The organism is Prevotellamassilia timonensis, from assembly GCF_021531665.1.
In the GTDB taxonomy this organism is placed as follows: domain Bacteria; phylum Bacteroidota; class Bacteroidia; order Bacteroidales; family Bacteroidaceae; genus Alloprevotella.
In genome coordinates this window covers 1-13,804 of sequence record NZ_JADYUH010000024.1, presented here as the reverse complement: position 1 = coordinate 13,804, position 13,804 = coordinate 1, and the positions used below count along the sequence as shown (strand labels likewise).

8 protein-coding genes and 2 pseudogenes are annotated in these 13,804 nt (G+C 52.0%); 2 read left to right on the top strand and 8 right to left on the bottom strand.

Going from position 1 to position 13,804, the window contains the following annotated elements:
* Window positions 1–643: 643 nt before the first annotated feature.
* Window positions 644–2,041, top strand: a pseudogene (gene ltrA, locus I6E40_RS05660) (group II intron reverse transcriptase/maturase).
* Between the two features lie 126 nt (window positions 2,042–2,167).
* Here the strand turns inward: ltrA and I6E40_RS05655 are convergent.
* From I6E40_RS05655 to I6E40_RS05625, 8 genes and pseudogenes are all read right to left on the bottom strand, one after another.
* A complete protein-coding gene (locus I6E40_RS05655) occupies window positions 2,168–2,308 on the bottom strand; it encodes a hypothetical protein (RefSeq protein ID WP_235385949.1) in 141 nt (46 codons plus the stop codon).
* A 42-nt stretch (window positions 2,309–2,350) separates the two neighbouring features.
* Entirely contained in the window at window positions 2,351–3,781 is a 1,431-nt protein-coding gene (locus I6E40_RS05650) for a discoidin domain-containing protein (RefSeq protein WP_235385948.1), read from the bottom strand.
* A 42-nt stretch (window positions 3,782–3,823) separates the two neighbouring features.
* Window positions 3,824–4,636: pseudogene (locus tag I6E40_RS11080) on the bottom strand (leucine-rich repeat domain-containing protein); the annotation flags it as partial.
* Window positions 4,637–5,144: 508 nt separating this feature from the next.
* A complete protein-coding gene (locus I6E40_RS05645; RefSeq protein ID WP_235385947.1) occupies window positions 5,145–7,316 on the bottom strand; it encodes a DUF5686 family protein in 2,172 nt (723 codons plus the stop codon).
* 170 nt (window positions 7,317–7,486) lie between these two features.
* Complete coding sequence (locus tag I6E40_RS05640; RefSeq protein ID WP_235385946.1) at window positions 7,487–9,712, bottom strand: RelA/SpoT family protein; 2,226 nt, start codon at window positions 9,710–9,712, stop codon at window positions 7,487–7,489.
* A gap of 3 nt (window positions 9,713–9,715) precedes the next feature.
* Window positions 9,716–10,495, bottom strand: a complete 780-nt coding sequence (gene nudC / locus I6E40_RS05635) for an NAD(+) diphosphatase (RefSeq protein WP_235385945.1) — start codon at window positions 10,493–10,495, stop codon at window positions 9,716–9,718.
* A gap of 188 nt (window positions 10,496–10,683) precedes the next feature.
* Window positions 10,684–12,432, bottom strand: a complete 1,749-nt coding sequence (locus tag I6E40_RS05630) for a phospho-sugar mutase (protein ID WP_235385944.1) — start codon at window positions 12,430–12,432, stop codon at window positions 10,684–10,686.
* Between the two features lie 97 nt (window positions 12,433–12,529).
* The gene (locus tag I6E40_RS05625; RefSeq protein ID WP_235385943.1) at window positions 12,530–12,910 is read right to left on the bottom strand and encodes a VOC family protein; all 381 of its coding nucleotides are present in this window, start codon (window positions 12,908–12,910) and stop codon (window positions 12,530–12,532) included.
* A gap of 147 nt (window positions 12,911–13,057) precedes the next feature.
* Here I6E40_RS05625 and I6E40_RS05620 point away from each other — a divergent pair, with 147 nt between their 5' ends.
* Window positions 13,058–13,699 carry an HAD family hydrolase gene (locus I6E40_RS05620; RefSeq protein WP_235385942.1) on the top strand — a complete coding sequence of 214 codons (642 nt, stop codon included), beginning with the start codon at window positions 13,058–13,060 and terminating at the stop codon, window positions 13,697–13,699.
* The last annotated feature ends 105 nt before the right edge of the window (window positions 13,700–13,804 follow it).

Here is a 13,804-nt window from a genome sequence, read left to right as displayed (position 1 = left end):
ATCGTCCGGATGGTGAGGGCTGCAAGCCCGATGAGCCCTACGAAGGAGGGCGAGCCAATAGCCCAGGCCGTGAGGCCTGGGTAAGGCAGAAATAGTAATTTAGAGGGCTGTAAGTCCCGATTGCTTTAATAAACTGTTATCGTTGATAAAGTATCGGGACTTACAGCCCTCTTTCTTTGGGGACGTACGTTAGAGGGTGTGTCAAAATTTGCATTTTGACACACCCTCCTGTCAGTTCGCCCGACATGGGCATAATCTAACGGGTGAAAGTCCCGAGCGCGCCCCGATAGCGGGAAGCGCATAGTCCGAGGCAACGGTGTCTACCGCGAGGGGAATCGGAAGGAAGCTAAGGACAAAAGTCTGGCTCCACGCACAGAAACTTGATACAAGGCTCAAAATCAGGGGTAAGGTTGCTAAACAAACCAAAGCCCGATAGCTATCCGGACTGACGCGAGTAAATCAAGGGAGTATAAGACTGAAAGATTATGTTCTTAATCGGGGAGGTCTGTGGGGCGAGTCGCAAGGCAAGCAGTAACAACGAACCCACAGAAGTCAGCAGATGCCATAGTAGTCATCGCCTTAAAGCTCGTGGGCGGAGACGAAGGGCAAAACTTAACCACACGAGCAAAACTTTATTTACCCGATGAAAGGAGAAAAGCCGAAAACATTAGAGAGCTGCCCTCGGAAGAATAGCTCGGAAAGCGAAAGTTATGAGGGAGCGCCTACTTTGATTGGGATAGTTGGAGATGAACTCGTAGAAGTGCAACTATCGTCAGACAGGATGTTAGAGTACATCCTCACTCCCGACAACCTTAACAGAGCGTATAAACAAGTCAAGGCTAACAAGGGGAGCGGTGGAATCGACAGAATGGAAATAGAGCAACTACTGCCATATCTGCGAGCACACAAGGAAGAAATAACTGAAAGTCTGCTTGGCGGAAGCTACCGCCCCAATCCCGTAAGGAGGGTAGAGATACCCAAAGAAGGAGGCAAGACGCGCCAGCTCGGCATACCCACCGTGATTGACCGTGTAATCCAGCAATCCATATCCCAGGTTCTGAGCCTGGTGTACGAACCGAAGTTCTCGGAGAAAAGCTACGGCTTCCGACCGAGACGGAGCGCGCACCAAGCACTGCGAAAGGCGCAGGAAATCATCAACAGCGGATATAAATACTGCGTAGACCTTGACCTTGAAAAGTTCTTTGACACGGTCAGCCATAGCAAACTGATACAGCTACTTGGCGAAACCATCAAAGATGGTAGGGTCATATCACTGATACACAAGTATCTCAACGCAGGAGTAATGGTCGGACACAAGTATGAGGACACAACGGCGGGCGTGCCGCAGGGCGGACCGCTCAGTCCCATACTGAGCAACATCATGCTGACGGAACTTGACCGTGAACTTGAAAGGCGCGGACATCCGTTTGTGCGTTATGCCGACGATTGCGTCATCTTCTGCAAAAGTCCGAGGGCGGCTGAAAGAGTATGCGAAAGTATAGCTAAGTTCATAGAGAGGAAACTCTTCCTCAAAGTAAACCGCGAGAAAACGCATGTCGGCAGTGTCCACGGACAGAAGTTCCTCGGCTACTCGTTCAATATGTGAAGAGGAAAGGCTCGCTTGTGCGTTCATCCGAAGACCAAAGCCAAACTACGCAAAAAGTTGAAAGAACTGACATCGCGCAGTAACGGCTGGGGCTACGAGAAGCGCAAGGAGAAACTGACCTATGCAATCCGAGGGTGGGTGAACTACTTTCGGCTTGCCGAGATGCGCACCTTTCTAAGGGAAACCGATGAATGGTTGCGTAGTCGCATACGCATGTGTATATGGAAATGCTGGAAACGAGTGCGGACACGCTTCAAGAACCTACAAAGATGTGGCATCGCCAAATGGCAGGCATGGCAGTGGTCTAATACCCGAAAAGGCTATTGGCGCACCGTCCATAGCCCCATACTTGCACGTGCTATATCCAATGAGAACTTGAAAGGAGCGCACTATCCCACGCTTACGGAATATTACGAGAAAATGCACCCGCGTTAAGAACCGCCGTATGCCGAACGGCACGTACGGTGGTGTGAGAGGTCGGTAAACACGAAAATAGGAGATAAACAACCTATGATTAGTGTTTACCTCCTACTCGATTACATGGGTTCTGGGGCGGCGAGACTATTGCTCAACCCAAAAATCATCGGTGTCGGTCGTAGGAGCGTTGAACTCGGGGGCATCGAAATGGTCGGTATCTCCGCCCACCTCTATATAGGAGTTGGTGAGCAACCTGCCTTCGCTTTCATAAGAGAGTCTCTCCATTTGAGGGGGTATATACTTGGATTTCTTCATGGCACAAACTGTTTAACGGATGATTTTCTTGCCGCCCACCAAGTAGATGCCCTTACCGAGGCTTCCGAGCGTGCGGCTCGTACCTACGCGTCGACCGTTGAGGTCGTAGATGGGGGCGTTGCCCATGGTGTCGGTCTCCACGGCTTTTATGTCGGTGAGGTCAGCGCCGCTCTCCACAATGGGGATATGGCGCGGCAGGGCGGCTGTCGAGGCTGTACGACTCTCTACGGCCATGTACCATCGGTAAGCGCCTAAGGCGGCAGCGTCGCTCTCTGCCTGCGCCAGTGCGCCGGAGCTCATGGCGTAGTAGCTACCCGCCTGCATGTCGGCACCGCTCACGCCCGTGTAGGTGCCTGAGAAGATGTAGCGATAGAGTATTGACGAGCAGTCCACGTTCAGCTCTTCCATGGGCTGCAGCACAGCCCCGGCGGCCACGAGGGTCTGCATGCCGGTGGCGGTGGCGCGGATTACATAGGGCGTGTTGGCCTTCACCACGTCGCCACTGCGCAGGTAGCGCACCTCCAAAGAAGTGCGGTCGAAGAGTCCGTCGTTGTCGTCGTCAAACTGGTGTAGGTCGTTGAGGGCAGCCACGGTGAAGTCGGTGCTGAGGTCGTCGTAGCTTATATCAAAGGGTACGTAGAGAGCCTGCCAACCGGTGTGCGTGAAGTCGCGCTCATAGTGGATGGCAGCGTAGCCGTTCTGTGTCTCAGTGTAGCGGAAGTTGTTGCCGCCGTCCTTGATGCGCAAGTAGTCGCCGCGCACCAGACGTTCGTTCATGGACACGAGGGCTTCAATGGTCGCATTGCTGAGGGCGCCTGCTTCCTGCTCAGTGCGGGCTGTGGTTAAAAGTGTCTCAGCCTCTTGACGCAAATCGTCGGTGATGCCGGCGGCGTTCCAGATGCCCAACTCTGCCCAGGTGAAGTAGAGGTTACCATTTTTTGTACGGTTATACTGTGTGGCCTCTACGTTGAAGCGTACATAGCGGTAGGAATTGCCCAGATCGATGGTTTCGCTTCCTGTGCCCGAGGGAAGGTGAGCCACTCCCGTCTCTGTCCAGCCCTCTGCTGGGTCGTTCGTGGCGAACACGCGGATGATCTTGGGCTCGGCGTTGTTCTCCTGATTGCGGCGCAGGTATTTGAGTTGCAGGTGCTGGAGCGCATAGCCGAGGTCAACCTGCAGGTAGTGGGTCGCGTTGTCGGAGTTCGTGCTACTCCATGTAGAGTGGAAGTAGGTGGCGGCATTGCCGTCTATGAGACCGGCCAGCGACCCCTCAGTGCGCTCCACCTTGTTGCTGCTGAGCTGAGCAGCATCTTTCAGAAGTCCGTGATTGCTCCAATCGTCCGGCATTTGTTGAAGTATTGCCTCGGTCTTGACTACGACATCTGAGGGCTCAGGTAGAATGGTATAGTTGTTCCAAGGCGCAACAGCTTCGTATGCAGGCATGATATCATCATTAGGTACATAGATTGTGGACAAATTATCACACCCATCGAACACATCGCTGCCCAATGAAGGTGGCGTAGCTGGCTTCATGGTGAGGAACGTCAACCCGCTACAATACTGGAAAGCCCTATCTCCAATAGATGTGACGGAATTGGGGATGGTGAGGGACGTCAAACCGCTACAATGTGCGAATGCAGAAACTCCAATAGATACGACGGAATTAGGAATGGTGATGGATGTCAAACCGGAACAGCCCAGAAAAGCAGACTTTCCAATCGATGTAACGGAATTGGGAATGGTGAGGGACGTCAAACCGGTACTCTCATAGAATGCATAATCTCCTATGGTTGTGACGGAATTGGGAATAATTGTAGTTTTACATCCTGCAATCAACTCATTGGCGGAAGTGTTTATGATAGCATTGCAAGATTCTCTTGAATCATATACGGTATTTCCTGACTCCACTTCAATGGACGTCAAACCGCTACAATACTGGAAAGCCCAATTACCAATAAATGTGACGGAGTTGGGAATGGTGAGGGACGTCAAACCGGTACAGCCATAAAAAGCAAAACGTCCGATAGATGTGACTGAATTGGGAATGGTAAAGGACGTCAAACCGCTACAGCTCCGGAAAGCATAATCTCCAACAGAAATAACAACATATCGCCACCCATCGTATAATACAGTCTCAGGAATGGTGACACTGCCAGAATAGTTCCCTGAGCTCACGGAAGTCACCTCCGCAGTAAGATTGATGTCATCAAGATTATAATAGATGCCGTCAATGAGCGTCTGGGCATATCCCTGTACGAAGAGGTAGAGGAGTAAGGTTAATAGATATAAACGTTTCATACGCGTGAATTTATAAAGTTATTTGATTTAGGTCTCGCAAGTACTGCTTTCTATAGGTAAGGATATAAAAATCGATATGGATTCTTTCCTAATTGTAAGAAAATGAGTAAATTTTAGATATAAAAGAACAAGCAATCAATTCCATGTAGATGCACAAAATTACTCCTTTCCTCCCGTATATCAAAGGCTTCTTTAAAAATCCTGATATGACAGCAGCCATGCAGAGCATTAGTATAGAGCATTAGTTCGGTTCTCACTCAATTCAAGATGATAGAGCAACACATACTTGACGTCACAAGCAAGCGCAATTGTGTATATTCATTTCGTCTAATCCGTGTAATTCGTGTTCCAAAATATTCCTTTCATTCTGCGCATTCTGCGTGCCCCCCAATATTTAATGAGTCATTAACGAATCAATTAATGAGCATTAATGGAGAGATAAATTGAGCATTAATGGAGGGATAATTTGAGCATTAATGGAGTGAGTGGACAATGGAGGAAGAGTTCATTAATCCTCAAACAGACGTAGGGAGACTTTGAAACCAAAGTTGAAGGTGCGGTCTGCTGCCATGCCCGTGAAGAGTCCGAGGTCAAGGATGTGCGTGCTGAAACCGTAACCCGCTTCGGTGTAGATGCCGAGGGCGCGGACGGAGAGCAGGTTGAGATAGATTCGCTCTGTGCGAACCACTCGGGAGATGCCCGGAATGCGGGATAGTAACATCATCGGGCTCTCGTAGGTGCTCGTTAGGTGAAGATAGTAGCGCGACTCATTATACCATCTCGCGTTGAGGAGTTGGAATTCTCCGCTCATGTCATCGTTGTGGTTCTCAGGCACATAGTTGAAGCGGAAGAAGTCATATTCCAAGAAGCAGTCACGGCTTCGGCGGGTGTAGAAACCGGTTCCCGCTCTGAAAAAGAGGGAGCGCATGGCATAGAGAGGAATGCGCCAGCGGATGTCCGTTTCCATTTTGGCGTAGCCCGTGTGTCCGTCCTTCAGCGGGAAGCCGTGTTCGTAGCACCAGAGGAAGGTGGGATATTTTGAATAGAGCGGGATGCGTCGTTTTCCTTGTTTGTAGTAGTATTGCCTTGGCGTCCATTGCACCTCCACTCTGGGTGCGAGGGACGAGAGATGGTGTTTCATTCCGGTGGCTTTTGCCAGTGCTGTCCATTCAATGAGTGTGCGGAGGTGATAGCGTGTACCCAGAGTCAGCACGAGTCCCGGGGTGGGAGAGAGGCAGAAGTCCGTTTTGATGTAGTTGTCGCGATAGTCGTGGAAGCCAAAGGAGTCAAGGATGTTGACGAGGCTGTCATAGGCTGTTGATTGTTCCAGTTTATGTCTCACCTCCTCCGCCTGTCGGTTGGAATAGAGGTGTTGACCGCCACCGGCTGTGATGGAGAATCTTCCGTTCAGAGCGGGAATACAATCGATTTGCAGTGGCAGTTGCCAGTAGATTTGGTCTTGTTTGAAGGTGTAGCCGATGCGTGGGCTGAAGTAGCATGCCCCGTCCATCTTTGGCAGTTTCGCATGTAGGCGTATTCGGGTTTGGAGCGAGAGTCCTTTTGATTGGCTCCATGCCACCATGGAAGGCGTGAAGATGGGTGGCAGTTTCACCGAGATGTTTCCTTCGTTCTTCAAAGAGAAGTGGTGGGAAGAGAGAAGCAAATCCTCGGTGCGCGGTCCGATGATTCTGTGGCGTCGGGGAGTCAGTGCGTTCAGCGAGTCTTGAGAACTGATGATTTCCTTTTCGTGGCGAGTCAGCGGGCGCGGTCGCAACGAATCAAAATGCTCCGGTGCCGTGATGATGCAGGTCGTGTCAATTCGGAGCAAGCATTGGCGTGTCAAATCCAGGCGTTCAGCGAGAGGTGCGCCACTGTCCTCCTTCAGCGAGTCCATGGGAAGGAAGCGGTTCTTGATGGTCATGTCGCAGGACTCATCCACCTTGTTCCCCCACATTCGGAAGCGGGAAATCACTTGAATCCTTTCCGGAAGCAGAGTTGCTTCACCCTCCGCTCCCGGGCGACCGTTGAGCGAGATGGTTCGGAAACCATATCTAAAAGTAAAAGAAAAGTGTCGCACGGCGCCCGTTTTCACGTCCACATCCACGTCCCCTTTCACGAGTTGCTCGTTGGTGAAGCGAGGTTTGATGGAAATGTGTGCCGTTTGTTTTCCTTGCGCGGTGCCATAGTAGAGCGTGCGATAGCGATAGAAACTCCTGTTGCGTGGGTGCAAGGGGTTGAGGATGCTTTCTTGCAGGAGTTTTGGCGCATAGATTCTGAAATGAAACCTTCCAAAGTCCACCATTCTTTGGGGTTCCATGTAGGTGGCGGTGGAGTGGAACGCTTTCACCTTGAAATCTGCCTCTCCCGGGTCGCGAAAGCGCATGTGAATTTCTGCTTCAGAGAAATAGTTGCGCACGCCCCGTTCCAGTCTCAGCATGCCGGGAACATAGCGGGCGATGATTCCCTTTCGTTTGGTGTACATCCGATGGCGCTGATAAATCTCGCTTTCGTAGGTCCTCGGCTGAAATCCGTTGCGTTCCACGTAGGTGAACACCAGTTGCATCACCTCATTCGTTTTCTTTTCCTCTTCGTTCTCGGCAGAGGCGGAGAGGGGAGCAAGCGTCGCGAGAAACATCCAGAGAAGCAATCTGACGCAGGAGAATGAGAGGAAACGAATCACGGAAAAGGGAAGAAGATGAAGGGTCTGAGGGTGGGGGCTATAAATTATGGAATAAGGAGGGTGGAAGGCCGTGTTCAATAAATTATGGAAACAGAAGAGTTCAAAAGAACGTACTTACGTTGTCAACCTAATTGTCAGAGCACGCCTGGAAAGTGCCGGCAATCAGGGCGTCAACTTCGGCTGACCGCTTTCACGCCCTTCACCGTTTTCAGTTTTCGGATGAGTGCGTTCAGTCGGCTCAGGTCGTCCACCATGACGGTCAGGATGCCCGAGAAGAGTCCGTCGTAGCTGTCGATGTTGATGCTGCGAAGCATGATGTGCTCCTCTTTGGAGATGATGGACGTGATGTTGTTCACGATGCCCAAGTCATCGTTGCCCACGACGCGGAGCGTGATGGGGTAGGAGCCTGTGCCCTTGCCTGCCCAGCGTGCTTTCACGATGCGGTAGCCAAAGCGGTCTCTCATGGCGGGTGCATTCGGACAGTTGGTGCGGTGGATTTTGATGCCGCCGCCTTGCGTCACGAATCCAAAGACGTCATCGCCATAGACCGGATTGCAGCAGCGTGCCATGCTGAACTCAATACCTTTCAAGTTTTGGTCAATCACCAGCACGTCGCTTTCCGTTTTCTGTTTTTGGGCAGCGACCACCTCCGAGTCCATGGAAAACTCCTCGGCACTGCGCACCGCCGAGCGTTCGCCCAATCCCTGTTCGCGTTTGGCGAGGTCGAGATAGGTGTCCAGCAGTTTGTTCGTGTCCAGTTTCTCGTCGTGGAGAGCCTTGAAGAAGTCAGAACTTTCTTTGAAGCCGCTTTTTCGGATGAGTTGGTTGATGAGGCTTTCGTCCCATTCGATTTTGCGGTTTTTCATTTTTCTCTCCAGCATTTCCTTGCCCAGTGCCATTTCTCCTGCGGTGAGCTCTCTCACGGCAGCGCGGATTTTTGCTCTGGCGTGTCCGGACTTGGCGATTTGCAACCACTCTTTTTTCGGAGTCTGCGTGCTTTGCGTGATGATTTCCACTGTCTGTCCGCTTTCCAGCGTTTGTCGGAGCGAGACGTTCTTGCCGTCGATGCGTCCGCCGATGCATTTGTTGCCCAGTCCGGTGTGGATGATATAGGCAAAGTCCAGCACGGTGGCTCCCGGCGGCAGGTGATAGAGGTCTCCTTTTGGCGAGAAGACATAGACCTCTTTGGGGCTTTCGTTGGCACTGAGGCTCTTGGTCAGCAGTGCTTCGTTGCCCGTTTCGAGGGCACTTCGGATGTTTGCCAGCCACGTGTCCACTCCTTCGCTGCCCGCCTTCACCCCTTTGTAGCGCCAGTGAGCCGCCAGACCGTGTTCAGCAATTTCGTCCATGCGCTCCGTTCGGATTTGCACTTCCACCCACTTGTCTTCCGGTCCGAGCACGGTGATGTGGAGACTTTCGTAGCCATTGCTTTTAGGGACGGTCAGCCAGTCGCGGAGGCGTTTCAGGTTGCTTTCATATTTATTGGTGATGAGTGAGAAGACCTTCCAGCACTGTTCTTTTTCCTTTTGGAGTGGCGCGTCGATGATGATTCTGATGGCGAACAGGTCATAGACCCCCTCAAAGCTGCATCCTTGTTTTTTCATCTTTTGCCAGATGGAGTGGATGCTTTTGGTTCGTCCCTTCATGTGATAGCGCAGTCCCTCGGCATCCAACATTTTTCGGATGGGCGCGGTGAAGCGTTCAATGTAGGCATCGCGAGCCTGTTTCGTGGCATTCAGTTTTTCTTTGATGTGATAGTAGGCATCGTGCTCCAAGTATTTCAGGCTCTGGTCTTCCAGTTCGCTTTTGAGTTTGTAGAGCCCGAGTTTGTGTGCAAGGGGCGCATAGAGATAAGCCGCTTCGGTGGCAGCTTTTCTTCGCTCCTCGTCGTTGTCCGAAAACTTTGCGACGCGCATCAGTGCCACGCTTCGTGCGATGAGCAGAAGAATGATGCGCATGTCGCCCGCCTGACTGATGAGCAAGTTGCGGAAGTTGTCGGTGCGCATGGCTTCCGTTTTGGCTTCGATGGTTTCCATTTTCAGGAAAGTCTTCAGCATGGTTGCCACCTCCTCTCCGAAGAGTTTTCCAATCAAGTCACACTGTTCCGTCACCTGCACCGTGGGCAGCAACACTCCGGCGAGCAGGATGTCTCCGCGGAGTCCAATTTCTTCCGCCGCCAGTTTCACTGCTTCCAGCGAAAGAACGAAGCGGTTGAATCCGGAGCTGTCGCGCAGCAGCGCAGGATTTGTGGCGAAGGCACCTTGCACGTAGTCCGCCAGCAGACGAGCCTTCTCTTTGGGCAGACGCGTCTGACTGTTGCTCCAAAGCGTCAGCAAGGAGGAAAAGAAAGAATGGCGTTCCGCCTGTTTCTTTTCGATGTCATTAGTCTGTATCATAGTCTATTCGTGTGTGGTTTTCTTTTGTTCCAGCCAATGGTCAATCAGTTTTCGGGCGAGACTGACCTTTCCGGGGATGGCGGGTAGGTTGTCTCGGCGAAACCATCCGCCTTTGTTCAGTTCGGAGCGTTGCAGGGTGAGTTCTCCGCCGGCATACTCCGCCGTGAATCCCACCATCAGCACGTTCGGGAAGGGCCAACTTTGTGAGGCGAAATATTTCAAGTTCTTGACTGTCAGTCCGGTTTCTTCTTTGATTTCTCGTTCGACGCAGTCCTCCAGGTTCTCTCCGGTCTCCACGAATCCTGCGACCAATCCGAGGTAGTCTCTTTTGAAGTTTTTGGACTGCACGAGCAGGAGTTCTTCGCCGTTGTTCCGAGTGATGGCGACAATCATTGCGGGTTGCACGTTTGCCCAAATTTCGCGGTGGCATTTTGGGCAGCGTTTGGAAATTTCGGTGCTCCATTCCGTGGGGTTGCCACAGAAGCCGCAGAAGCGTGAGGCGCGATGCCAGTGAAGAAGTTCGTGGGCTTTTGCAGCCATCCGGAAGTCGGCAGCGGGGAGCACGTAGAAACTCTCACGGAGTGAAATCCACTTGGCGTCGTTGACTGTTCCCTGTGTTTGTTCGACCTCGGCCGCCGCGTTTGCTGTTCCATCTGTGGAGACGGGGAGAGCCACCGTTTCTTTCGGCTCTTCGGTCAGCCATTGCGTCCACTCCCCCGTGGGAATTTGGTTGCGGGAGGTGAGGAGCAGCGAGTCTTTTTGGAAGATGAACAAGTGTTTCATCGGGACAGCAATAGTTCAAATTGTGTGCTGGGGTGTTCTGTAAAATGATGGAATAAGGAGTGTTCAAAAGAATGTGCTTATGTTTTCACTCTGTGTTTTTTGCGCACCCCTTCCAAGAAAGGAAAGAAGGCTGCCGGAGCGGGATTTGCCACGGCAGCCTGAATGAGTTTCTTGATGAGGTGGATGAATCAGAGTCCGAGGCTCTTTTTCACTGCTTCCACTTTCTCAGCGGCTTCAGCCGTGGCAGGGACGTAACACTTGGGGCATCCCATCTGTGCTTTGACCTCAATGTAGAACTTGATTTTCGGTTCAGTTCCGGAGGGTCTCACGCTGACTTTGGTTCCGTCTGCGGTGTACCATTGCAGCACGTTGCTTGCTTCGGGGAAGTCCAGCGGGCTTTCGTTGCCGGCAGCGTCATATTGTTTCAGCACGCCGTAGTCCTTGGTGCAAACCACCTGAGAGCCTGCGATTTCTTTCGGTCTTTCTTTTCGGAAGTTCTCCATCATAGCCTTGATTTCGTCGGCGCCGCTCTTTCCGGGCTTCACGACGTTGATGGTTTTGTTGACGGAGAGACCATATTCCATGTAGATGTCCATCAGCACGTCGTAGAGCGTCTTGCCCTGGTCCTTTGCCCAGGCGCAGATTTCAGCCAGCAGTGAGCAGGCAGAAACGGCGTCTTTGTCGCGCACGAAGTCTTCAGCCAGGAAGCCGTAGCTTTCTTCGCCGCCGCCGATGTATTGCAGTTTGCCTTCGTCGAGACGGATTTGACGTGCAATCCACTTGAAGCCGGTGTAGCAGTCATACATCTTTATCTCGTTTTTCTCAGCAATCGCCTTGATGAGTTCGGTGGTCACGATGGTTTTGACGATGAACTCGTTTCCTTTCATCTTTCCCTGCGCCTTGCGGTTCATGATGATGTAGTAGAGGAAAATCATGCAGGTCTGGTTTCCATCGACGAGAATCCATTCACCCTTGTCGTTCTTGCACGCCATGCCGACGCGGTCCGCATCGGGGTCAGACGCCATGACGATGTCTGCGTCAATCTTTTTGGCGAGGTCGAGTGCCATGGTGAGTGCTTCTCCGTTTTCGGGGTTCGGGCTGACCACGGTGGGGAAGTTTCCGTCCTTCACCATTTGTTCGGGCACGGTGTGAACGCTTTCAAATCCCCAGAGTTTGAGGGACTGCGGGATGAGCATCATGCCGGTTCCGTGGAGGGGCGTATAGACAATCTTCAGGTCTTTTTGGCGTTTGATGCATTCCGGGTCGATGCTGAGGCTGTGCACTTTTTCGAGATAGATGTCATCGATTTCTTTGCCGATGGTGACGATTAGTTCCGGTTTGCCTTCGAACTTGATGTCTTCCACGCTGACCTTGTTCACTTCGTCGATGATGCCCTTGTCGTGGGGTGCGAGCACCTGTGCGCCGTCGTCCCAGTAGGCTTTGTAGCCGTTATATTCCTTCGGGTTATGGCTGGCGGTGAGGATGATGCCGCTTTGGCATCCGAGGTGGCGGATGGCGAAGGACATTTCGGGTGTGGGTCTCATGTCATCGAAGAGATAGACTTTGATGCCGTTGGCGGAGAAGATGTTCGCAGCGGTCTCGGCGAAGAGTCGAGAGTTGTTGCGGCTGTCGTGTCCCACCACCACGCTGATTTCGTCGCGGTCTTTGAAGTTCAGGTTCAGATAGTTTGAGAGACCTTGGGTGGCAGCGCCGACGGTGTAGATGTTCATGCGGTTGGTGCCGGGTCCCATGATGCCGCGCAGTCCTCCGGTTCCGAATTCGAGGGTGCGGTAGAAAGAGTCGATGAGTTCGGTCTTGTCGGGGTTTTCCACCATGGCTTTGACAGCCTTTTGGGTTTCAGCGTCATAGCAACTGTCCGTCATCCATTTGCGGGCAGTTTCTTCGCATTGTGCGATGAGTGCTTGTTGGTTTTCCATGATTTGAGGCGAGTGTTGCTCGCGGTTGAGGGTTGTTATTAAGTATATATATTATGATTCAAATATATTATGATTCAAGCGTGTCTTCTTCCGGTTTTCATTCCTTCATGGGCAGCACCTCAATCCAGTAGCCGTCCGGGTCGGAGATGAAATAGAGTCCCATGTCGTGGTTTTCGTAGCAGACGCATCCCATTTCTTTGTGGAAAGTTCTGGTGGCGTCATAGTCTCCGGGCACTCTGAGGCAGATGTGGAACTCACATTCCCCGAGGTTGTAGGGTTGCGGGTGGTCTTTGAGCCACGTCAGTTCCAGGCGGAACGGGCTGAGTTCGTTGCCGAGATAGACAATTTTGAAAGCCCCTTCGGGTCCGTTGATTTCGCCGCAGGGTTTCAGTCCCAGTGCTTTCTCGTAGAATGCGATGCTTCGTTCGAGGTCTGTCACATTGATGTTGAAGTGGTCAAATTTGGCTTGTATGTCCATGCTTTGAAAGATTGTTCGTCTTTGTTCATCGTTGTTCACGAAGCAAAGGTAGATATTTATTTGTAATTTCGCGCTCTGAAAAGAAGTTTTGGGTGCGAGAAGTGTTCACTTTTCTCCCTTCTTCTTCCTTATTCTTTTCTTAAAGGTATGAACACAGTTGTATTTGACTTAGACGGCACGCTTTTGGACACGCTGACCGATTTGTCCAACGCCGTGAACCACGCTCTGCGTGAGCACGGGCTCCCCGAACGCACCACCGCCGAGGTGCGCAGTTTCCTGGGCAACGGCATTCGTTTTCTCATGGAACACGCTGTGGGAGAGCATCTTGGCGAATGTGACTTCGAGCAAGTCTTTGCCAGTTTTCGAGCCTATTACGTGGCGCATTGTTTGGACTTCACTGCGCCCTATCCCGGCATCATGCCCCTGCTCGCCGAACTCAAGGCGCGCGGTGTTCGCATGGCGATTGTCTCCAACAAACTCCATCCCGCCGTGCAATCTCTGAATCAACGCTTTTTTGCCGACTACGTCACCTCTGCCGTTGGCGAGAGTGCCACCGTGCGACGAAAACCCTGTCCCGATGCCGTCATGGCAGCGTTGCGGGAGTTGGGCAGCAGTCCTTCCGAAGCGATTTACGTCGGAGATTCCGAGGTTGATTTGGAAACTTCTCAGCGTGCCGGTCTCCCCTGTGCCCTGTGTCTGTGGGGCTTCCGTGACGAAGATTTTTTGCGGAAACTTCCCGGCGCCTCCCTTTTCCTCCGCCAACCCTCCGATTTGTTGTCTTTGGTTTGAGGCGCGGCTTTCTCATTTTTTCTATTGCTGTTCGCTAAGTAATATGAAAATAATAAGTTGCGTCAGATTTGAATGACATTTTCGAGGTCAGATTTTCACCCGAAG